Raw genomic sequence first — 22294 nt, forward strand, 5'->3', positions numbered from 1 at the left:
AGAGGTGTTTTGTCTAGCGCAGAGGACCCAAGGAAGTCTTCAGTGGGATTCCTCTGTGTAATTTTCACTAGGAGGAGTTTCAATTTATGATTCAATTAAAAAGTGTGTCGGTGGATAATTGGTATGCATGTACTCAACTTAATGTAACGGAAGAACAGAAAAAAAGTTTTCCCGCGCCGGTTGTATATTGGATTGCAGAGGTTATGGAAGAGAAGCATTGAGGAAGTTAATTGATCTAATGAAAGAATCGCAGAATTGCAAACGCATCATGATTGGACACAGGCCGGAAAATGGTATCGCCGGAAATCTGTATGAATCACTTGGTTTTCACAGCGTAAGTGAAGGGCTGATTGATGGCGAAGTCGTTCGGCTTCTAAGATGCAAGTAGTGCCAAATCACAAGCGATTTGGATTGTAAAGGAGGTAATTTGTCTTTGAAGCGTGTACACATTATTTTCTCATTACTCTTTATCATGTTAGGAATTGTGATTATTACGATCTCGAAAATGATTGAAGAGGTGATTCCCAAGCTAGGCTATGCAGCATTCCAGTCAGCAGCAGCTGGCAGTTATACTCCGAGTGATTATCAAGTGAATTTTGCACTGAATTATTGGATAGGCGCGATATGTATTTTGGGTGGAGTTATCTGTTTAATTAGTACAATGAATGTTGTCAGAAACTACATTCGTGAAATGAATATAAGAAACAGAGCGTTTGATGAAACTCATAATTATGACGATACAAGAGAACTGAAATAGGTTATGATATGACATAAAAAAAGAAGGGGCAGATACACATGATTACATTCCAATACTTTGAACCGGAAGATTTTGATCAACTGATGGAATGGAGTGGGGATGAAGCATTTTTGCTCCAGTGGGCAGGCCCTCAGTTCCAATATCCACTTTCCAGAGAGCAGCTATTGGATTATTTGCATGGTGCCAATGATAAGAACACTTCAAATAAGTTCATTTATAAAGTGATGGATGAATCAACTCAGGAGATTGTGGGTCATATTGCTCTTGGCGGTATCGATCGATATAATCGTTCAGGGCGTATTGGTAAGGTGCTACTTGGCAAGCCAAGCCGTATCAGGGTAAAGGTTATGGGAAGCAAATGATCAATGAGGCACTTCGAATTGGATTTGAAGAGGAGAAGTTGCACCGGATCAGTCTGGGCGTATTTGATTTTAATGTCTCAGCCATCCGATGTTATGAAAAAGCGGGCTTTGTACAAGAGGGACTTATTCGTGATGCGAGAAGATATGAAGATACATTCTGGAATCTAATCGAAATGAGCATATTAGAAAACGAATGGAAAAAATGAATTCTCAAAAGCAATCATCATACTTGAGAGTCATCTTTCTTGAGAAACACCTCGATGAACGGATGTAATAACTACGTGTACGGAAATTTAGATGGGGATGTCCTCCAGTCATCAGAATGACACGAGGACATCCCCTTAATTACTTGCTTCCTAGTTTATTTCAATGATCCCCGTATCAATAAATTCCTTCACAGGCACACTGTCGCTAGCGAGTAACAGGGTCTCCATCATTTTGGCACCCCAGACTCCTTCATTCTGCGAAATAACGGCAGACAATTGACCGTTAAGTAACCCGTTTTCACTGGTTGGGCTATCACCGAACGCGATTAAATGCCGGTTAAGGCCTTTTGCTTTCCAGATCAGGGTAGAGGCAGAGACAGAAACAAAATCGAGCCCGATAATTGCATTGAAGTGAGGGTGAGCCTGAATCATGTTCTCCATATCGGACATGGCTTGATCTTCATTCCCTTGATGATAACGAACTTCCAAGATCTCGATGTCTGTTTCACTGCGGATGTAATCAATGAATCCATTAAGCCGCTGCTGCAAACCTTGCATCTCCTCCAAACCATTCTCGACAAGAATCATGCCTTGATTATGCAGAAGTCTTGTAGTCGTCATCGCGAACTGCTGGCCAGTGCGATAGTTATCGGCGCCCACATAAGCGATTCGATGACTGGATGGGACATCTGACTCAAATGTAATGACAGGAATACCTGCAGCTTGGGCTGCATCAATAACGGGTGTAAGTGCAGCAGCATCCACAGGAGATATAGCTATCCCGTCCACATGCTGTTTGATCATATTCTCCATGATACGGATCTGTTGTTCGGTATTGGCTTCATCAGGTGCGTTTACAATTAACGTAATATTGTGTTTCCCTGCATACTCCGTTGCATCCTTCGTGATCATCTCATAGGTTGGATACGTCATTGGATAAATAATACCAAAAGTTTTGCTCGCTGCAGATTTCTCTACAGGTGAAGTCGCAGGAAGTGCTGTAGCCATCTGTTGTGGGCGAATGTGTGCCGAACCGGATGAAATGATCATCGGGAACAGCAGTATTAGTGTAAGTAAAAGTGCAAATCTGGCTTTATTCATACATCGGCTCTTTTCTCATATCTGCTGGTCTGGCCTGCGATTCCTCGGTCCCTTGAGTTCGATATTCTCTTGGCGTAAAACCTGTTGTTTTCTTGAATATATTAGAAAAATAGTGAGAGTCATTGTAACCAACTTTGTAAGCAATCTCAAAGGTTTTGTTGTTGGTTGTTTTCAGCAGCTCCTTGGCTTTGCCGATTCGAATCTGGGTTAGATACTCCGTTATCGTTTGACCAGTTTCCTGACTGAAAATCTTGCTTAGATGACTTGGACTGATTCTGACGTGTGAAGAAATCATCTTCAACGAGACCTGTTCGTTATTGTATTCACGGGATACATAAGCTTTCACCTGATCAATGACATCACTGTATTTTCCAGAGCACGCTGCTCTTCTTTGCCATAACAGGTTAAGCAGGGAACACAGATATTGGGTACAATCCTCCCAGCACGTAATCTTCCGAATCGTCTGTTGCAGGGAAGTAATGTTCTCATCCGAATGGTCACTCATGCGGAACAACTGATTGGCGAGCCGAAACGACTCCAGCGTAAGATCATTCATCAAATAGAAGCCATACGAGGAGGACTTCCAGTCGAAGTACTGTAATGGAGCGGCAAACTCTTGCAAAAAATGGTCACGCAGATTGGGGCTGCCGATTTTGAGAAATTCAAGAAACGAATTCCTGTCGAGAAAAAGAGTCGTTTGCTCATCCAGGTTAATTTCATGTAGAGAAGCTCTGTTCTGAAGGGTGAGTCGATTAATATATTTATCCTCCTCCGCTTCCAGATACGAGACATGAATTCCTTGCAGCCGCTCCTGTTGACTGCCAATGCCCAGAATAATATTACATTTGAACGTATGCTCAAGTTCCATACGAACCCGCCCGCGAAGCTGCTCCAAATATACGGATATGCTGTCATCGGAGTGATACTTGAGCAGAAGCACCAACTCGGTCCGGCTTCGAATATAAGGAAGAAGTTCAACGTGGGGATCACGAGTTTCCTCCAGTATGGGAAGCAGCTTCTTCATCAGGGATTCCGGGTCCCGGGAGTCATCTGTTAATCGAACGTCGATAATGACAATTGTATAATACCGGGCCGAGAGTGGAAGTGAGAGTAGTTTGGCTGATTCAATCGCATCGGTTGTACCGATGAGTCCTCCGCACAGATCGGCCAGCAGTTTTTCTTTGGTGATCGTTCGGTTTGTCATGCGTTGATGTTCTTCATCCATTTGTTTGCTGACCTTATGAAGCATTTGGATTAGCTCTGCTGCACTAATGGGCTTTAGACAGTACTCGGTCACACCAAGTCGGATAGCCTCCTGGGCATAACTGAATTCATCATGACCGCTCATGATAATGATTTTGATATCAGGTTGTTGAGTGCGAACGATGGAGGTCAGTTCCAATCCGTTCATAAATGGCATTTTGATATCCGTAATCAGAATATCCGGAGCCCATTCATGAATTAGTGGTAATGCAAGCTCGCCGTCGGGTGCATCCCCGCAATAGTGAAAACCTTCCTTTTCCCAATCGATGCAGCTCCGTATATTCTCCCGAATTCCAATTTCGTCATCCACAATCATCACCTTTTTCAACGGTTAACCTCCTTGCTTTTGGGGATACGAATCATAAATGTGCTGCCTTCCATATAGGTACTTTCCATTTCAACGCCATAAGCTGGTCCAAAATAGAGTCGAATCCGGTGATGTACATTGAGCAGACCGAATCCGCCTTCCTGCTCGTCATCTTGGGGTGAACGGGAACCGGCCGGCTTCTCCAGCTCTTCACGTAATTGTGCCAATCGATCCGCAGACATGCCAATTCCGTTGTCCTGTACGGTGAGAATGATGCTATTGTCCTCTACATATCCGTGTATGGATATTAGCCCTTGACCGCGTTTGTTCTTGATCCCATGGTAGAGCGCGTTTTCAATCAGGGGCTGTAGCGTCATTTTCAAAATGGGATAATCCTGAAGCTCACGATCAACGCTGATCTCGTAGGTGAGAATATCGTGGTACCTCATCTGTTGAATAACCAAGTAACTCCGCGCATGTTCAAGCTCGGTTTGAATGGATACCCAGTCGAATCCTTTGTTCAGACTCAAACGAAAGAACTTCGAGAGGGCTTGCACAAGTTTGATTACATTTTCTTTTTTCTCTGCTTCAGCCATCCATAGAATAGATTCCAACGTGTTATACAGGAAATGAGGGTTGATCTGAGCTTGCAGCGTACGTAGTTCAGCTATTTTTACCTGTTCATTCTCTCGAATGCTCTTTTCGATTAGTGTTTTGAGATTATCCAGCATCACATTGAAACTTTTGCCCAGATCAGCAATTTCGTCCGAGCCGTGTGGTGTGACTTTGGCTTCTAAGTAACCGTTTGCAGCTTTACGCATCTTGTTCATCAGAATCCGAATGGGAAGAATCAGTCGATTATTCAGGAAAAAATATAACGATATCGCAAAGAAAGCACTTAACAAAACGGTAATGATGATCAATTGGCGAATGCTATTGGCCTCTGCAATGATTTCCTGATAAGGAGCTACCCCGATCATTTTCCATCCGGTCTGTTTTGAGGTGCTGTATACAACAAACTGGGGTTTGGATCCTGCAGACAGGATAAAGCTGTCGTGCTGTAGATGTAAAGGGACCGATCGGATCTGATCCATCATGGTTATGGATGCCGGGGTGACATCCGGCCTGAAGAGTGTATTTCCGTATTGATCACTAATATAGAAAAAACCGGAATCCTTAATGGGGGTATTCGTCAAAAAATCATCAATGAATGAATCATTCAAATCAATTACTATGAACCCGATGACCTCATGCGTAATTCGCTCTTTGACCGTGGTTATAATTGAAAGCGCATTCTGTTTGGGGTAAGCAAACCCATCCAGCCTGTTATATTCGGCATAGGCTGCAGAATGAGGGATGCGCAGAATGGCATCCGGATACTGTATCAGATACTTGAAGTACGGGTTACGCAGCGGATTTCGTTCCAGCTTGAACACGCCTTTTCGTTCACTTATGCCTTTTCCATAGAAATTCACGAACGAGATATTAAGTACCTTGTCATACTTGTAGGTTTCCCGATAAAGATTGTATGTCTGAAGGATGGCTTTGGCTTCTGGGTAGGACTCCGATTGAGAATACAAGTATTGAAGCACTTGCGGGTTCTTGCCCAGTTCGAGCAGCCGTTCCGTATCCTCAAACAAGATGTCAATGTTCCTGGCAAGCTGGTCGGCAACCAGCTGTGTCGAGGCCTTATTATGATTGGATACGACCGTATAGGATTTGTGGTAAGAAATCAATCCAACCACGATCAGTGGCACTGAACTGAGGATAATAAACATGCTGAGTAATTTAAGCCTGAGGCTTGAAGCAATCCATTGAATGAGTTTCAACGTATTCCACTCCATCTGAAGGGATCAAAAATGTATCATTAGTATAACATGATTTTCTAATATGTAAGAGAATCGCTAAATACTACACAATTAAACAAAGAAATTACACTTTTTAAACTCCATTTTTTGAAATTACTAAATTATTACATAAATAAAGTATGAGACTCCATATAAGCTCGGAATGAAAGCGTTCTATAATGTGGTCACACCACAAGGTGAAACGAAAAAAGGGAGGATCACAACATGCGAACCAAAAAAAAGTGGGGACTTGCCATAACATTGGCTATGGTGATGCTGGTCAGCACGGCATGTAGCAGTACCAATGGAGGAGCAGGCTCCGATAATGAAACTTCAACGAGTGGGAATGGCAGTACACCTGCCAGCGCCAAAACAATTACGCTTGGTTTTTCGCAGGTTGGTGCGGAGAGTGGCTGGCGTTCGGCGAATACCAAGTCGATTCAGGATTCAGCCAAAGAAGCGGGTTATGATTTGAAATTCTCCGATGCGCAGCAGAAGCAGGAAAATCAAATTAAAGCTTTGCGATCCTTCATACAACAGAAGGTGACGGTGATTGCTTTTTCCCCTGTTGTAGAATCCGGTTGGGATACCGTATTGAAGGAAGCGAAGGATGCAGGCATTCCCGTGATTTTGACGGACCGCGCTGTGGATTCCCCGGATAAAACCCTCTACAAAACCTTTATTGGCTCCGACTTTGTAGAAGAAGGACGCAAAGCAGGTCAGTGGCTTAGTGATCAATACAAGGACACACAAGACGAGATCAATATCGTTGAGCTGCAGGGTACAACAGGCTCCGCACCAGCGAATGACCGTCAAGAGGGCTTTATGGAATTGATTGCTTCCAATTCGAAGCTTAAAGTGATTGCTTCACAATCGGGTGACTTTACACGTGCCAAAGGCAAAGAAGTCATGCAAGCTTTCCTCAAAGCACATAAAAAAATAGATGTTCTCTATGCACATAATGACGATATGGCACTTGGGGCAATCCAGGCCATTGAAGCGGCAGGATTGAAACCAGGCGTAGATATTACCATTATCTCTGTGGATGCCGTGAAGGATGGTATGCAGGCTGCTGCTGATGGCAAAATCAACTTTATCGTTGAATGTAATCCGTTGTTAGGACCTCAATTAATGGAAGCGGTTCAATCGGTAGTGGACGGGAAAGATATCGAACCCCGAATCGTTACGGATGAGACGACCTTCACATCGGAGCAAGCCAAAGAAGCATTGCCATCACGTGAATATTAAAAGCAGATTCGTATAACACCGAAAAGTCATTTTTCGACCAGGCTGTCGCTAAATGACTTTTTTCCATAACAAAGGAGAGGGTTATATGGCCGAGCAAGCACCCATTTTGCAAATGACAGGCATCACCAAACAATTTCCCGGGGTTAAAGCGCTATCCAGCGTCAGCTTTCGCTTGTTTCCGGGCGAGATTCATGCCTTGATGGGTGAGAACGGAGCGGGGAAGTCGACGCTTATTAAAGTTCTGACTGGCGTTTATTCCATTGACGAAGGAACGGTAACCATGGATAACCGGGATCTTTCGATCTCCGGTCCGCTTGAAGCGCAAAAGGCGGGAATCAGTACGGTTTACCAAGAGGTCAATCTCTGTCCAAACTTAACGGTCGCTGAGAATATTTTCATCGGGCGGGAGCCGATGCGATTTGGCAAAATCAATTGGAAGCAAATGAACAAAGATGCGGAGAACATTCTGCGAGACAGATTACATCTGTCCATCGACGTTAAGGCTCCTTTACAGACCTACTCGGTCGCGATGCAACAACTGATTGCAATTGCAAGAGCACTCAGCATCTCGGCAAAAGTGCTCATATTGGATGAACCCACATCCAGTCTGGACAAAAATGAAGTTCAGCAACTGTTTCGTATTATGCACAAATTAAAGAGTGAAGGTCTCGCAATTCTTTTTGTTACTCATTTTCTTGATCAGGTATACGAAATGTCGGATCGTCTAACGGTGCTCCGTAACGGGGAATTGGAAGGAGAGTACATAGCCGCAGAACTTCCACGCATGGAACTGGTTCTCAAGATGATCGGCAAGGAACTCGAGGTGCTTGAGGAGCTTCCGAAGGAAGCGGATGCTGCCCAGGCGGAGTCGGGAGAACTGTTAATTACCGCTAAGGCACTTGGACGCAAAGGAGCAATTGAGCCATTTGATCTGGACATTCGCAAAGGAGAAGTCGTGGGCTTGGCTGGGTTATTGGGGTCTGGTCGTACCGAGATCGCTCGCCTTTTCTTTGGTGCAGATCGTTCAGATGTAGGCAAGCTGCTCGTTGTAGATACAGGAAGTACGGTCAAGTCGCCGCGTCATGCAATTGATCAGAATATTGCTTTTTGCTCCGAGAACCGTAAAACCGAAGGCATAATCGATGATTTGACCATTCGGGAGAACATTATTCTGGCTTTACAAGCGACACGAGGCTGGTCCAAACCCATCTCACGCAAGAAACAGGATGAGATCGCCGAAAAGTACATCAACCTGTTAAATATCCATCCGAAAAACCCGGAGCATTTAATTAAAAATCTGAGCGGCGGTAATCAGCAAAAGGTGTTGCTTGCACGGTGGCTGCTGATGAACCCTGATCTGATGATTCTCGATGAACCTACGCGTGGAATTGATATCGGTGCCAAGACTGAAATACAGAAGCTGGTGCTCTCTCTGTCGAAGCAGGGCATGGCCGTGCTGTTCATTTCGTCCGAGCTGGAAGAAGTGATTCGTGTCAGCCACCGGATTGCCGTAATCCGGGACCGCAAAAAAGTGCAAGAACTTAGCGGGGATCAGATCCATCAACAGCAAATCATGAAAGCAATGGCAGGAGGTTAAAGAGATGGCGGGCAAGATGCGTAAACATCATTTGTTTTGGCCGTTATGTATGCTTGGTTTACTTTTAATCTTTAATTTGCTGTACTCTCCGGATTTCTTCTCCCTCGTCATGCGTGAAGGGAATCTGTATGGCAGCTTGATTGATATTCTCAATTTTGGAGCGCCCTTAATTCTGGTATCGATCGGTATGACACTGGTAATTGCGACCGGAGGTATCGATTTGTCCGTGGGCTCCATTGTAGCGATCTCCGGTGCCGTGGCTTGTATGAGCATCAGCAGAGGAGTGGATCAGAATTCGCTCGGGCTTATGTTGGGCGCACTTGGATTATCTATAGGTCTCTCACTGATCTTGGGCATATGGAATGGGGCGCTGGTTTCGGTTGCCCGAATCCAGCCCATTATTGCAACGCTTATTCTGATGGTAGCTGGACGTGGGATTGCGCAATTGATTACGAGTGGACAGATTATTACTGTATCCAACGCAAACTATGCCTATATCGGGGCAGGTTCGCTTGCAGCATTGCCTTTTTCCATCTTCATCGTATTAACTGTGCTGCTTGTTGCCTCACTGTTGACGAGAAAAACGGCACTGGGACTGTTTATTGAATCGGTCGGAAGTAACGCAAACGCGAGCCAACTGGCAGGTATTCGTTCAAAAACGGTTATTCTCACGGTATATGTCTTCTGTGGTCTGTGTGCCGGCATTGCCGGGCTTATTCTCAGCTCGAATGTATCCAGTGCGGATGGCAATAACGCAGGTCTGTGGTATGAACTTGATGCCATTCTTGCTGTAGTCATCGGGGGTACTTCGCTCAATGGTGGTCGTTTCTATCTAATGGGTACCGTCGTTGGAGCACTCATTATCCAAACCTTAACAACGACGATCTATATGATTGGAGTCCCGCCAGAAGTTACGTTGGTTGTCAAAGCCTTTGTAGTACTGGCCGTATGTTTGATTCAATCCGATTCATTCCGCAATTCCATGGTGATCCGTTGGAAAAAACGGAAGTTTCCAGCCGAACAGGGGGTTAACCGCCATGTTTCTTAATCGTAAGTATCTCCCCGTCTTTGTCACCTTCGGTTTGCTGGCCGTGATGTTTGCCATAGGCTCTTTCCGGTATACGGGGTTCTTTTCCACACAGGTACTGCTTAATCTTCTCATTGATAACGCATTTCTGATTATCACGGCAATTGGCATGACTTTTGTGATTGTATCGGGAGGAATCGACCTGTCGGTAGGTTCTGTCATTGCGTTGACGACCATCATTAGCGCAAGTCTGGTCGAGAAGCAAGGGTGGTCGCCTGCGATCGTTATACCTATGGTGCTTGTCATGGGTGCGTTGTTTGGCACAGTCATGGGGGCGATCATCCACTATTTTAAAATTCAGCCTTTCATCGTGACACTTGCAGGCATGTTTTTGGCGCGGGGGCTGTGTTATGTCATCAGTCTCGACACCATTACCATTACGAATCCATTTTACACACAGGTTGCGCAGGCGAAAATTTCTCTGCCAGGGGGCAGCTTTGTCTCCATTAATGTGATAATTGCTCTGGTCATTGTACTACTCGCGATCTACCTGGCACATTACACCCGGTTTGGGCGCAACGTTTACGCCATCGGCGGAAGCGAGCAATCCGCGCTGCTCATGGGACTGCCGGTTGCACGTACCAAAATCCTGGTGTACACGTTCAGCGGTTTGTGCTCCGCGCTTGCCGGTGTTGTCTTTACCTTCTATATGTTATCCGGTTATGGATTACACGCCATGGGTCTTGAACTCGATACCATCGCGGCTGTTGTAATAGGAGGCACCTTGTTAACAGGTGGTGTAGGGTATGTGGCGGGAACCTTTATTGGTGTATTGATCCAGGGGGCTATCCAAACTATAATTAGCTTCGAAGGTACGCTCAGCTCATGGTGGACCAAGATTGTGATTGGCCTGATGCTGTTTGTTTTTATTTTGTTCCAGCGACTTCTTAGCGGGCGGCGAGTATCCTCGAAATCACTGCATTAAGTGGATCGAATGAAATGATATTGAACACGGATACCGAAACAATGATATAACAATATGCGCTCTGCATTGGTGAATGCTGAGCGTAACATGGAGATGGGGGATACGTGAGTGAGAAGACATGTGAACTGGTTGTGTTTGTTCATTCTACTGCTGCTTGTCGGCTGCACAACCCCTGAGTCTGAATCTGTTCCTCCTCCCATCTCGTCTAACAACTTCGAAACTCTTCCCTCCGTTGAGGAATGGATGGAATCAGCGGTAGCAAGGGATACCTCTACGAAACCGATTGTCTTGGGTTTTTCACAACTGGGCAGAGAGAGTGCCTGGCGTTTGGCAAACTCCACGTCTATTCGGAATGCTGCGGCTGAATCGGGGATCTCCCTTGTAATAAAAAATGCAGAACAGTCTCAGACGAAACAGTTCGAGGCTGTTCGGTCGTTCATCAGGCAAAAGGTAGATGTCATTGCCATTGCACCGGTCGTGGAATCGGGCTGGGATGGTATTCTTCAGGAGGCCAGGGATGCAGGTATACCTGTTATCATCGTAGACCGGTCAGTTGATGTCAAAGACACTTCACTTTTTGTGACAACGATTGGATCGGACTTTTATGAGGAAGGTGTGAAGGCTGGGAAGTACATTCAGGATCGGATGCGAAATCATCCGGGTTTGATACGGATTGCCGAACTGCAAGGCACGAGTGGTTCTACACCCTCTATCCAGCGTGGCGAGGGCTTTAGAAGCATTTTCGAAACCAGAGCAGATATCATTTTCTCACAAAGTGCTCCTGCCGATTTTACGGAGGACAATGGCAAACAAGTCATGAAAGAATTCCTTCAGGTCCCGGAAGACAAACGGCCGCAGGTTCTTTTTGCCCATAATGATGAAATGGCTTTTGGCGCCATACAAGCGATAGAAGAAGTTGGGCTGAAGCCGGGAGAGGACATTATCATTGTCTCGGTGGACGGCTCCCGCAAAGCACTTGAAATTCTGGCGAGTGGGAAAATCAACGCTGTGGTGGAATGTAACCCGCTGCTTGGTCCTCAGCTTATGCAGGCTACAAAAGAAATTATTGCAGGGCGTACACTCCCGAAGCGCATGGTGCCCCCGGAGGATATTTTTACAAAGGAGAGTGCTGGACGGGAGATGTACAACAGGCGATTCTAGAATTCGTGAAAAATTAGAACATTTTGGATAAGATTCAATTTACTTTAAATAGAGGTATCGTTTATACTGAACTCACCTTGAACTAAAAGCTCTTCTCTATGAGAAAGGACGTAGCGGATTACATACTTTTGAAAGCGCTTTTTTTCGAGGGGTGAGAGTTCGATAAAGAGAGGGAGTGTAGAAGGTAGTATGCTGTGAATATATTATGAGGAGGTAATTTTATGTTCAAAGTTAAGCTGGCAAAGGCGGTAATATCTCTCGCACTTTTCGGTACCTTGTTTTCTATTCAGGGGGTGCCTGATGCTCGTGCTGCAGATGCAAGTTGTCCGAATGGTTATGTAGGTCTGACCTTTGATGATGGCCCATCTGGAAATACAACAAACATGCTTAACGCACTGAAGCAGGCTGGCTTACGGGCAACGATGTTCAATGTTGGACAAAATGCACAAAATAATAAATCTCTGGTTTCTGCACAAGTAGCAGCTGGTATGTGGATTGGCAATCATTCCTACACACATCCAAACATGACTACATTGAACAGTTCTCAGATGTCGTCAGAGATTACTCGGACACAGCAGACGATCCAGTCTATTACCGGAAGTTCACCTAAACTGTTCAGACCTCCTTACGGTGCGACAAATGCGACCTTGAAATCCGTTGTGAGCCAAAACGGCCTGAAGGAAGTACTGTGGAACGTAGATTCCCAAGACTGGAATGGCGCCAGCGCAGCCCAGATCGTAGCAGCTGTGAATACGATGAAAAGTGGTGACGTCATACTAATGCATGATCAGTACCAGACGACACTTCAGGCCATTCCGCAGATTGCACAAAATCTGAAGAATCGTGGCCTTTGCTCAGGTATGATCTCATCAACTACCGGTCGGGCAGTCGCACCAGATAATAGCACTACCAATCCCCCGAATAACGGAACAAAAGTGGAAGCTGAGAACATGACCAAAGGTGGACAATACACCGGCAATATCAGTTCTCCTTTCAATGGTGTGGTCCTTTATGCCAACAATGATTTGGTTAAATACACTCAGAATTTTGCAACGAGCACTCATAATTTCTCGCTTCGTGGAGCTTCAAACAATGCCAACATGGCTAGAGTTGATTTGAAGATTGGCGGACAGACGAAGGGAACCTTTTACTTTGGCGGAAGCGCTCCAGCGGTTTATACCCTGAATAATATCAGCCATGGGACGGGAAATCAGGTCATTGAGTTGGTTGTAACAGCCGATGATGGGACATGGGATATTTATATCGATTACTTGGAAATACATTAACAAGCTAAGGTTGATTGAAAAATAATGCACTATAATGAAATCCCGTTGGGTTGACCCAATGGGATTTCATTATGTTTTTTGCCATTTTGTAACACAAAAGTGGAAGGAAAACATTTATAATGGATGAAATTGTATGTGAAGAATCTGGTTTCTATTGAAAAATTTCATTGAATGGGAGTGAAATCATCAAATGATCATCATGATTAATGGAGCGTTTGGTTCGGGAAAAACTTCTGCAGCAGAAGCACTTCAACCTTTGATTGCCAACAGTATGATCTACGATCCTGAAGAAATAGGTTATATGCTCAGAAAACTTCTCCCTGAGAATTGTAGAGAGGAAAGGGAACGTACGGATGATTTTCAAGATATCGATCTATGGAAAATTCTAACCGTAAAGACGGCAAAAGAAGTAAAGCAGAAATACAACAGACACTTAATTATCCCCATGACCATCTATAAAGAGGAAAACTTTAATTACATCTATAACGGGTTGAAAGAGATCGATCAGGACATTCATCATTTTTGCCTTACGGCTACAGAAGAGACGATTTATCATCGTTTGGCTAAACGTGGAGATGAGTATGGAGGCTGGCAGTATCAACAAGCACCAAAGTGTGTTGAAGCTTTCAAAGATGAAAAATTTCAAACTCGCATTATTACCGATCATCTGGAGACTAGTGAAATCATAGAACTCATATTGAGGAAGGTCCTATCCAAATAATTATCATTTTTTATTAAGGAGGATTTTAGGATGATGATTGTACATGTACTCTCAAGAAAAGAGTGGGAAGCCGCGTTGATCAATGGGATTTTAAAATAAAATCCAAAGTTATATGGGAAGATCTGTATAATGAAGGCAGGGAATATCCTCATATTTACGGTGAGTTAAATCTAGACGCGGTATTTCATACATACGATGAAGAAATGAACTGAAGAGGATGGAACCTAATTGACGACTGTGACTTTTGAAGAGGTAACCGAACAACACCTCCCTGAAATTAGAGAGATTTATAACTATTATGTAATGAATACAACGATTTCATTTCATACGGAGGAATTAGATCTTGATCAGATTAAATCCTCTGTGATGAACAAGGATACGCGGTATAAAACTTATGTAATTCTTGAAAACAATCAAATGATGGGTTATGTTCTGATCACTCAATATAAGAGTAAACAGGCATATGACATTTGTGGTGAAGTCACCATATATCTAAAGCCCGACATTTTGGGAAAAGGCTTGGGGAAACAAGCACTACGTTTTATTGAGAAGGTTGCAAAAGAACAAGGATTCCATACCTTAATTGCGACAATTTGCATGGAGAATACAAGAAGTAAATCATTATTTGATAGAAATGGTTATGAACAATGTGCTCTGTTTAAAGAGATTGGGTATAAATTCGATAGAAAACTGGATATTGGAAGTTTCCAAAAGATATTGTAAGGAGAATAGAGAATGAGTAGAAACCTATATATTATATCTGGCCCCCCTGGAGTAGGGAAATCTACAACTTCCAAGCTGCTGATTCAGACTTTAGATAAAAGTGCCTACATTTCTGGAGATGCGGTTAGTCACATTCCGGTCAAAGGGCGAGGTAAACCCTGGCTTGATAAGGATACAAACGACTTAACTTGGAAAAATATATCTAGCCTAGTGAAAAACTTGTTGGATTATAAATACGATGTAGTGCTGGACTATGTGGCCTTTCCTGAAGACATTGATGGATTAATGACGGAATTGGAAGACTATCATGTTCGCACAATCTATGTTGTACTCATGGTTGATCGTCAAACGATTATTCGTAGAGACCGTCTAAGAGCGGAAGAATATCAAATGAAAGAAAGAAGTATAATTCTGCTGGATGAGTTTGAAAATCATCCCGATCTGAGAGTAGATAACAAGCTGTATACTAATCATTTTACAGAAGCACAATTACCTGAAATAGTAAGTGGAATTATAAATAACGAGAAATATCGAGTGAAATAACTGTACTGTTATTGTGCTTCGAATTGAAAATAATAAGAGGGTGAGTAGATGAACAGAGGAATACGTTTTGAAATACCAAATGCCTATGGTCGCTTTCTTGGGGAGATTTTAAAACCAATGGAAGTATCTAATTTCGATTGGTTTATTGGTGAGGAGGAGTCCTATTTCGTTGTTGATGATACGTTAGGGGATGATCTTTTTCCGGATATGATTATGGGCATGAATGGAGAAGAATTACAGAAGCTTATTGATAACAACGAGTATTATTTAATATTTGCGAATTTAAAAGCATTTCCAAAAGGCACACAAATAACAGATATTATCACCTATGAAGATTATATGTTGAGTGACTGTCAGATGGTTCTTCTTGTGATCGATAGTACCTACGTCACGGTTTATTGTAAGGATTTAGAGAAAGTCGAGGAATTGTATAATCATATAAATAGACAGGGATTTGAATCTCTCGAATATTTAACAGATGAGAATGATGCTAGGACAAAACTATCGGTCTGGTGATAAAGGAGCATGGGATTAATAGCGATGAGTTTAGGTGTTAACGCTAACGAACCTGACACATCTTATTCGGGAATTTGAAACGCCCTCCGAAATCTAAGGAACCTGAGACACGCTATACCAGGTAAAATAGCCTTTTGTAGCGTTTTTATCAGATGATTTTGGAAAATAAGATGTCTCATGTTCCTTACAATTTTAAAAGAGGACGTGAAGGCCGAATAAGATGTCCTGTGTTCCTTAGAAAATCGCCTGGCGATTCGCCAGCATCAGTCACTCTGAACTTCAGCAATTTTCGGACGGTAAGCTGGCACCCATCACTGTTTACTTGCCTGAGTTTTCAGACACGCTCTAGTCCGTTTCCCTATGATATTTGAATGTTTATGAATACGATTACATCTTTATGAAGCAGGGGAATTGCCTTGTCTGATTACTATTGGGATGACCAAATTGAATATCTGAGAAATATGCGGTGGCTTTACTATAACGATGATTATCTTGAATTTTTGTTTTTGGTTCAACGTGTATGGAAGATTAAAAATTTAGTAGATATTATCAACTTGGTTAACCTATGCTCCGAACATGAAAATTACATCGGGAATTGTGACGAGATAGGTGTACTGCTTTTATTACACATAAGGAGGTACACATGATGATATATAGGAGAAAAACCTATATTATTGCGACTTCTTTTGTAGATGAGTTTAATGCTCTGTTTAATGATATTTTGCTGCCATCCCAGTTGAAATACGGATCAAGACTTATTGGGAGATGGCACACAACAATCGATGATGAAACCAGCGAAATTTTTGCGATGTGGGAATACGATACCTTTGAACAATACGAAGAGATTGAGAAAAAGATAAAATCAGATACAGAACACGTAATGCGAGTTCAAGCCCGTTTTGATCAGATTGGAAGACATCGGTATAAAGATGTATTTCGAGAAGAGATTAGGCAAGCGTTTTTCACATCGACAGTAGAGCGCGAACAAACGATTTTGAAGTGAATGAAAAAGGAGTTGAGAGAAAGATGGAGACAGAACGACTTATATTTCGGAAATATACCAAAAATGATTTCGATTTACTTTTTGAAATGACTCGTGAGCCAAATATGATGAAATTTATAAGACATGGAGGACCCTGGACCAATGAAGAAACCATGCAAAGCCTGGAAAAGTTCATCAACTGGAATAAAGACGATAAAGGGCTGTTACTCGCATTTAACAAAGAGGATAACAAGTTAATTGGAACCTCTGGTCTGATTCCTCAAATCATTGAAGGCACTGATGAGCTTGAAGTTGGTTACTGGGTTATAGAGCAATACTGGGGAATGGGTTACGGATATGAACAAGCAAAAGCGTGGAAAGAATATGGCATGGATCACTTGAAGCAGAAAAGATTAATATCGTTAATTCAACATGGCAATGTGGGTTCTATGAAAGTCGCGCAAAAGAATGGCATGAAACACGAGAAGGATGTAGACATAATAGGGAAAAATGTAGCAGTATACTCGATTGAGGTGAAGTGAATATGACTCCATTTCCTGAGCTAGAAACCAAAAGATTGCTGTTAAGAGAGATTAAACAGAGTGATTCCCAAGACATATTTCAATATTTTTCTTCAGATGAAGTTACAAAGTTCTACGATGTACAAAGTTTTACGAATACCAAACAAGCAGAAGAACTCATACAAAGATGGAAAGAACGATTCGAGAATGGTCAGGTCATCCGCTGGGGAATTGCTTTGAAATCGGACAACAGAATTATTGGAACATGCGGATTTCATGGTTGTATGAAACAACATTATAAAGCTGTGATGGGATATGAGTTAGCACCGGAGTTTTGGCGACAGGGTTATATGACCGAGGTAACTCAGAAAATCGTTGAATATGGATTCAAGAACCTTGAATTAAACAGAATTGAAGCATTTGTAGAGCCAGAGAACGCGGGATCAAGAAAGTTGCTTGAGAGAATTGGGTTCAGTGAAGAAGGCATATTGAAAGAACATTTTTATTGGAAAAATCGATTTGTTGATAATGTCATCTATGCAATTTTGAAGAAAGAATATGTATGAGAATCCGAATTATTGGATCTTGCGGTAGTGGGAAATCAACATTAGCCCAAGAATTGTCGGATCAATACGGTATTCCTTCTTATGAATTAGACAATCTCATCTGGGACAGAAGTGCCGAAAATCTGAGATATCCTGAACATGTTAGGGATGAATCCCTCCAATCTATTGTCAGTTCCGAAACTTGGATCATAGAAGGAGTACAGTGCAAAGATTGGACAATAAAGTCCATCCAGGAAGCGGATTTGATTTTTGTATTAGCTCCAAATGTTTTCATTAGAGATTATCGGATTATAAAAAGGTTTGTATTGTCCAGAATGGGTTTGCAACCGTGGAATTACAAGCAGTCATTTAAGAACTTATGCAAGATGATTGTGAAATGGAACCATCAATATAATATAGAAGAAGTTATATGTACAATTAACAAAAACCATAAGACTGCAACAATCACGAAGAATAAAAAACAAGTGATACAGTTGATTGAACATTATTTGGAAGTGGTTGTAAGTGAGAGTGAAAAGAACCTTAGAGGTAATCAGAGATTATCGAAAGAGGAGATACAGTGGTGAATATAAAGATACAACCCGTCACACGAGAGAATTGGGAAGAGGCGCTGAAGATCTCTTTGTATGAACACCAAGTCTCATTAGTTCCATCTGTTATTGAGGGGATCGCTTACGCCTATATAAAACCGTGGGATGAAGCATTCGATCCTTACGTACTTGAGATTGATGGGGAGGTATTTGGTTTCTTTTATCTGAGTTACACTCCCGATAGTACAGATAATTACTGGATTGGTGGTTTTCAAATCGATCAATCCTATCAAGGCAAAGGAATGGGAAAGCGCGCTATAAGAGCCATTCTAGATTACATTACAAAACAGCATCCGTTGTGCAAGGTTATTTCATTAACGGTTGAACGGGATAACGAAATAGCACAGAATTTGTATAAGAGCATGTCCTTCATTAGTGAGAACAGAACCAATTCAGATGATGAAGTGATCTACAGGTTGGCAATGAAATGAAAGACTCAACATTATATCTACATGAAGAAGGCTATAGAGCCTTTGGTAAGATAGATGAGTATCTGGCTAAACAAAACGGAACTAGGAAGTGATAAGATGATTAGTTTGAGGAAAATTACGCTGAATAATCGTCGTGCCATATTTAATCTGGAGGTCTCGGATGATCAACGTCAATTCGTGGCCTCCAATCTGTCGAGTGTAGCCTCATGTTACGTTCTTTCGCAAAATGGAGGTCATCCATTTCCTTTTGCTATATATATGGACGATCAACCGGTAGGATTTGTGATGATTACCTATGGTATTACTGGATATGACCTACCCTCTATCGCGGATAGTAGTTATTGCATTCTGAGACTGATGATTGATCATCAATATCAGAACCGCGGATATGGACGACAAGCTATGGTAGAAATTTTGGAGTTTATTCGTACATACCCAGCTGGACTTGCACAATATTGCTGGATTTCTTATAGTCCCGAAAATGTCAGCGCGAAAAAATTATATGAAAGCTTTGGTTTCGTTGACAACGGCGAGATCTGTCATGATGAGTTAATAACCGTGTTGGAGCTTTGAATCACAGGAGAAGGGAGTGTTATATATCGCTGAATTTAATGATCTTGAACGAGAGATAAAAAGAAATAAAGCGGAGAGCTGCATGATATACCGAGAAAACTCAATTCAATATGAGTATTATCGGAATCGAAAAACGAAAGAAAAACAACATAAAGTGAATTCAATTACAAAAAGTGTGCTCTCCGCATTGGTGGGAATAGCTATAGAACAGGGCTACATTGAGAATGAGGATATTCCAATTGTGAATTATTTTAACGATCTGGATGACAGCAAAAAGGGGATTACGATTAAGCATCTGTTAACGATGTCTTCGGGCCTGCACTATCCAGGGAATGAAGCGATGATTCCATCTAAAAATTGGACGAAATTTGTTCTTGAGCAACCTCTTGAATTCGAACCTGGAATCCAAATGAAATATAGTTGCGGGAGTTCGCATATACTTAGCGCCATATTGCAGAAGGCGACTGGTATGAACACTTCGGAATTTGCAAAAAAATACTTATTTGCACCTCTAGGTATTAACGATTTTCACTGGTATCAGGATACACAAGGGATTGCGATCGGTGGTTTTGGTTTGCGAATGAAGATCGAAGATATGCTGAAGTTTGGAGTGTTATACGCTCAGAATGGGGAGTGGAATTCGAAACAACACATCTCTGCTGACTGGATCGCTAGAAGTGTAAGTCCTTCTCTTACTTCCGAAAACTTATATAGCTACCACTGGCGCATAATGAAAAGCATCAAGGAAGAAGACGCTGAAAATAAAACGTTCTATGCTATGGGTATGGGCGGAGGGAGAGGACAATACATATTTGTTAACCAAGGTCGAGGATTGGTTGCGGTATTCACAACGATTATATCCGATGATAGCTTGTTACCACTTCAATGGTTTAACAATTATATATTGAAACAATAGTTGTTTATAGGAGAGATAACATGAGCCACTGGTTTGATCTAGATGAACTTGATCCGGAGTTAATCAAATTTGCAGTTATGATCGCTAAATACAATAATAAATTCATCATTATAAAAAATAGGAAAAGAGGAGGTTGGGAGATCCCAGGAGGCAACAAAGAAATAGGGGAAACACTTTTACACACGGCAAGTCGAGAACTCTATGAAGAGACAAAGGCAGTACACTTCGAATTAATACCTTATGGTGTATATGAATGGGATGGGAGCTTTGGTATGGTTTCTTATGCTGAGGTTAAATTGCTGGAGAGCTTACCGGAGTCTGAAATCGATGAAATAAAGCTTGTGGATGTATTACCTGAAGGGATGAACTTCGGAGATATGTTTTATCGTTTCTCAGACAGATGGGATAGACTTGAGAACCATAAGCTTAAGAAATACACTATCGAAATAAATCATTTGAATGAGTTACCTGAAATTAAAATAAGCTAGTTTTAGTTGGAGGAACTCTGTTTTGAAACTAAAGGAGATGAAAAGAACTAGTGAATAAGAATAAGGGACTCATCATGTCACTATTACTTTTATTGATTTTAATTTTGTTATGGAATTCCTTTCGAACTTCAATTTTTGAAGCAGTTACTGTTCAAAAGATTAGTGAAAATGAAATGACTGTAATTAATTTTAATAATCTTGAAAGAACAATAGCCGTTCCAATGGATATGTCAAAACTAATTGAAGAGAACAAGGAATACACTATTTTGTACGATAAAAGGGTCTTTGATAAATACAGACTTCGATCAATAAAGCCATAGGATCTTAGAAATAACATGGGGAAGGAGAGATGGCAACAATCATGATAACGTATAGAACGATGACCCTTGATGATGTGAATCAGCTGCAGGAAATAGATCGCTCGGAACATATTGATCTCATTTATGAAATGAGAGAGAACCGATTGGTTGAACTTGAACAAAATCATGAATGCTCAAACTGGGATGAGATGCTTTTGAAAGAGATTCAAAATCGATATGTGTACGAATTAGAACAAGGTGGCATAGCATATGGTGCGTTTGCTGGCGATCAATTCATCGGATTTGGAGTACTGGCACATCAATATAGAGGAAAAGAACGAAATCAATTACAAGTTGACTTGATGTATGTCTCACGCGGGTACAGAAGACAAGGTATTGGAAAACGTATTCTAAACGAGTTAGGTGAAGAGGCTAAGAAACGTGGTGCACAGTATCTGTATATCTCCTCCACAGAGACGAAATCAGCGGTATCCTTTTATAAAAGTCAGGGCAGTCAGATTGCAAGTGAGATTGATCAAGAACTCTATGACAAAGAGCCGAAAGATATACACATGATAAAGGAGCTGGGCACATGAAAACGGTTGGGATACTCGGAACCATTCATAATCCAGAACTCAGAGAGCGATATCATTGTTCTCTTTCTCTTTACAAGAATGTGATAACTGAGTTTAAACCAGATCTCATTTGTGGTGAAGTTCATCCGCAGAGTTGGTTGAGGTATCTGAAGGACAAACATGATAGAGGATACTGGGGAGAACCAGCCAGTGAGTATTGGGAATTGGTCTTCCCTTTATGCGAGGAGCATAACATCCCATTTGTCCCTATTGACTGGTTTGAATTGGATGTGTGGAATGCTTTTGATCTATTCAACGGTTATTCGGACGTGGAACGCAAAGAACTTGAACAACGGGATGATCATTGGTTTGCAGAGCAAATGGAGACGTATCAGTTTGGCGAGATTCCTTTTAATTCAAAGGAGTTCGATCGTGTAACCAGACAAAAATATGAATGGTTGCATCAGGTAAACGCGAAGGCACAGAACTTTCGCTGGGTGGTCCGTAATCAGATTATGATTCAAAGAGTCAAAAATACAATTGAAGCTCATCCAGGAAAACGAATCCTCTGTATCGTTGGAGCCGATCACAATTACATCTTCCAAGAAGAGCTGATGATAGAACCCGTTGAATTGTTGTATCCGTTACGATAAAGGAACCGTTGGTAGAATTACAAATGAAACTTGTTACTTAAGGAGCATTA

27 protein-coding genes and 1 pseudogene are annotated in these 22294 nt (G+C 42.1%); 25 read left to right on the forward strand and 3 right to left on the reverse strand.

All coding sequences use genetic code 11. The features are described from left to right. Nucleotides 1-86 precede the first annotated feature (86 nt). The 4 genes and pseudogenes from V6668_RS12285 (at nt 87) to V6668_RS12300 (ending at nt 1325) form a co-directional block, all read left to right on the forward strand. Nucleotides 87-221, forward strand: a complete 135-nt coding sequence (locus V6668_RS12285; RefSeq protein WP_338708551.1) for a hypothetical protein — start codon at nt 87-89, stop codon at nt 219-221. Then, on the forward strand, nt 218-388 hold the full coding sequence (locus V6668_RS12290) for a hypothetical protein (protein ID WP_338708552.1): 171 nt from the start codon (nt 218-220) through the stop codon (nt 386-388). Before V6668_RS12285 ends, V6668_RS12290 begins: the two co-directional genes overlap by 4 nt. Nucleotides 389-505: 117 nt before the next feature. Further along, nucleotides 506-757, forward strand: coding sequence for a hypothetical protein (locus tag V6668_RS12295; RefSeq protein WP_338708553.1), 252 nt, complete (start codon nt 506-508; stop codon nt 755-757). Nucleotides 758-795: 38 nt separating this feature from the next. Next, nucleotides 796-1325 (forward strand): annotated as a pseudogene (locus tag V6668_RS12300) (GNAT family N-acetyltransferase). A gap of 150 nt (nt 1326-1475) precedes the next feature. Here the strand turns inward: V6668_RS12300 and V6668_RS12305 are convergent. Genes V6668_RS12305 through V6668_RS12315 form a run of 3 tightly spaced genes read right to left on the reverse strand, consistent with a single transcriptional unit; the run spans nt 1476 to nt 5840 of the window. Further along, nucleotides 1476-2426 carry a sugar ABC transporter substrate-binding protein gene (locus tag V6668_RS12305; protein ID WP_338708554.1) on the reverse strand — a complete coding sequence of 317 codons (951 nt, stop codon included), beginning with the start codon at nt 2424-2426 and terminating at the stop codon, nt 1476-1478. Continuing rightward, on the reverse strand, nt 2419-4008 hold the full coding sequence (locus V6668_RS12310) for a response regulator (RefSeq protein WP_338708930.1): 1590 nt from the start codon (nt 4006-4008) through the stop codon (nt 2419-2421). The genes V6668_RS12305 and V6668_RS12310 overlap by 8 nt, the downstream gene beginning before the upstream one ends. A gap of 5 nt (nt 4009-4013) precedes the next feature. Beyond that, nucleotides 4014-5840, reverse strand: a complete 1827-nt coding sequence (locus V6668_RS12315; protein ID WP_338708555.1) for a sensor histidine kinase — start codon at nt 5838-5840, stop codon at nt 4014-4016. 228 nt (nt 5841-6068) lie between these two features. Between V6668_RS12315 and V6668_RS12320 the strand changes: the two genes are divergently transcribed. The 21 genes from V6668_RS12320 (at nt 6069) to V6668_RS12415 (ending at nt 22244) form a co-directional block, all read left to right on the forward strand. Beyond that, the gene (locus tag V6668_RS12320; protein WP_100528760.1) at nt 6069-7091 is read left to right on the forward strand and encodes an ABC transporter substrate-binding protein; all 1023 of its coding nucleotides are present in this window, start codon (nt 6069-6071) and stop codon (nt 7089-7091) included. Between the two features lie 85 nt (nt 7092-7176). After that, complete coding sequence (locus V6668_RS12325) at nt 7177-8688, forward strand: sugar ABC transporter ATP-binding protein (protein WP_338708556.1); 1512 nt, start codon at nt 7177-7179, stop codon at nt 8686-8688. Nucleotides 8689-8692: 4 nt separating this feature from the next. After that, a complete protein-coding gene (locus tag V6668_RS12330) occupies nt 8693-9736 on the forward strand; it encodes an ABC transporter permease (protein ID WP_081745908.1) in 1044 nt (347 codons plus the stop codon). Further along, complete coding sequence (gene yjfF / locus V6668_RS12335; RefSeq protein WP_017689006.1) at nt 9726-10700, forward strand: galactofuranose ABC transporter, permease protein YjfF; 975 nt, start codon at nt 9726-9728, stop codon at nt 10698-10700. The genes V6668_RS12330 and yjfF overlap by 11 nt, the downstream gene beginning before the upstream one ends. Before the next feature lie 108 nt (nt 10701-10808). Further along, a complete protein-coding gene (locus V6668_RS12340; RefSeq protein ID WP_338708557.1) occupies nt 10809-11861 on the forward strand; it encodes an ABC transporter substrate-binding protein in 1053 nt (350 codons plus the stop codon). Nucleotides 11862-12082: 221 nt separating this feature from the next. Further along, on the forward strand, nt 12083-13147 hold the full coding sequence (locus V6668_RS12345; protein ID WP_315371766.1) for a polysaccharide deacetylase family protein: 1065 nt from the start codon (nt 12083-12085) through the stop codon (nt 13145-13147). Nucleotides 13148-13337: 190 nt separating this feature from the next. Beyond that, nucleotides 13338-13868 carry an AAA family ATPase gene (locus tag V6668_RS12350; RefSeq protein WP_076249727.1) on the forward strand — a complete coding sequence of 177 codons (531 nt, stop codon included), beginning with the start codon at nt 13338-13340 and terminating at the stop codon, nt 13866-13868. Nucleotides 13869-13930: 62 nt separating this feature from the next. After that, nucleotides 13931-14080, forward strand: a complete 150-nt coding sequence (locus tag V6668_RS32215) for a DUF952 domain-containing protein (RefSeq protein WP_143781349.1) — start codon at nt 13931-13933, stop codon at nt 14078-14080. 25 nt (nt 14081-14105) lie between these two features. Continuing rightward, entirely contained in the window at nt 14106-14591 is a 486-nt protein-coding gene (locus V6668_RS12355) for an N-acetyltransferase family protein (RefSeq protein WP_338708931.1), read from the forward strand. A gap of 12 nt (nt 14592-14603) precedes the next feature. Then, nucleotides 14604-15134: an AAA family ATPase gene (locus V6668_RS12360; RefSeq protein ID WP_338708558.1), complete on the forward strand. Its 531-nt coding sequence runs from the start codon at nt 14604-14606 to the stop codon at nt 15132-15134. Between the two features lie 48 nt (nt 15135-15182). Beyond that, nucleotides 15183-15650 (forward strand): DUF2691 family protein, encoded by a 468-nt coding sequence (locus V6668_RS12365; RefSeq protein ID WP_338708559.1) that lies wholly within the window; start codon nt 15183-15185, stop codon nt 15648-15650. A gap of 646 nt (nt 15651-16296) precedes the next feature. Beyond that, nucleotides 16297-16653 (forward strand): NIPSNAP family protein, encoded by a 357-nt coding sequence (locus V6668_RS12370; RefSeq protein WP_076249723.1) that lies wholly within the window; start codon nt 16297-16299, stop codon nt 16651-16653. Nucleotides 16654-16676: 23 nt separating this feature from the next. Further along, nucleotides 16677-17174, forward strand: a complete 498-nt coding sequence (locus tag V6668_RS12375) for a GNAT family N-acetyltransferase (protein ID WP_338708561.1) — start codon at nt 16677-16679, stop codon at nt 17172-17174. Between the two features lie 2 nt (nt 17175-17176). Next, a complete protein-coding gene (locus V6668_RS12380; protein WP_338708932.1) occupies nt 17177-17719 on the forward strand; it encodes a GNAT family protein in 543 nt (180 codons plus the stop codon). Next, nucleotides 17716-18285, forward strand: a complete 570-nt coding sequence (locus V6668_RS12385; protein ID WP_338708562.1) for a hypothetical protein — start codon at nt 17716-17718, stop codon at nt 18283-18285. Before V6668_RS12380 ends, V6668_RS12385 begins: the two co-directional genes overlap by 4 nt. Next, on the forward strand, nt 18282-18740 hold the full coding sequence (locus V6668_RS12390; RefSeq protein WP_338708563.1) for a GNAT family N-acetyltransferase: 459 nt from the start codon (nt 18282-18284) through the stop codon (nt 18738-18740). Before V6668_RS12385 ends, V6668_RS12390 begins: the two co-directional genes overlap by 4 nt. A gap of 96 nt (nt 18741-18836) precedes the next feature. Beyond that, nucleotides 18837-19313: a GNAT family N-acetyltransferase gene (locus tag V6668_RS12395; protein WP_338708564.1), complete on the forward strand. Its 477-nt coding sequence runs from the start codon at nt 18837-18839 to the stop codon at nt 19311-19313. A gap of 82 nt (nt 19314-19395) precedes the next feature. Further along, nucleotides 19396-20229: a serine hydrolase gene (locus tag V6668_RS12400; RefSeq protein WP_338708565.1), complete on the forward strand. Its 834-nt coding sequence runs from the start codon at nt 19396-19398 to the stop codon at nt 20227-20229. A 20-nt stretch (nt 20230-20249) separates the two neighbouring features. Further along, nucleotides 20250-20717: an NUDIX domain-containing protein gene (locus V6668_RS12405; RefSeq protein WP_338708566.1), complete on the forward strand. Its 468-nt coding sequence runs from the start codon at nt 20250-20252 to the stop codon at nt 20715-20717. Nucleotides 20718-21066: 349 nt separating this feature from the next. Beyond that, nucleotides 21067-21612 (forward strand): GNAT family N-acetyltransferase, encoded by a 546-nt coding sequence (locus V6668_RS12410; RefSeq protein ID WP_338708567.1) that lies wholly within the window; start codon nt 21067-21069, stop codon nt 21610-21612. Continuing rightward, on the forward strand, nt 21609-22244 hold the full coding sequence (locus tag V6668_RS12415) for a hypothetical protein (RefSeq protein ID WP_338708568.1): 636 nt from the start codon (nt 21609-21611) through the stop codon (nt 22242-22244). The genes V6668_RS12410 and V6668_RS12415 overlap by 4 nt, the downstream gene beginning before the upstream one ends. Nucleotides 22245-22294 lie beyond the last annotated feature (50 nt).

This window comes from Paenibacillus amylolyticus, assembly GCF_036894225.1.
GTDB classification, from domain to species: Bacteria; Bacillota; Bacilli; order Paenibacillales; family Paenibacillaceae; genus Paenibacillus; species Paenibacillus amylolyticus.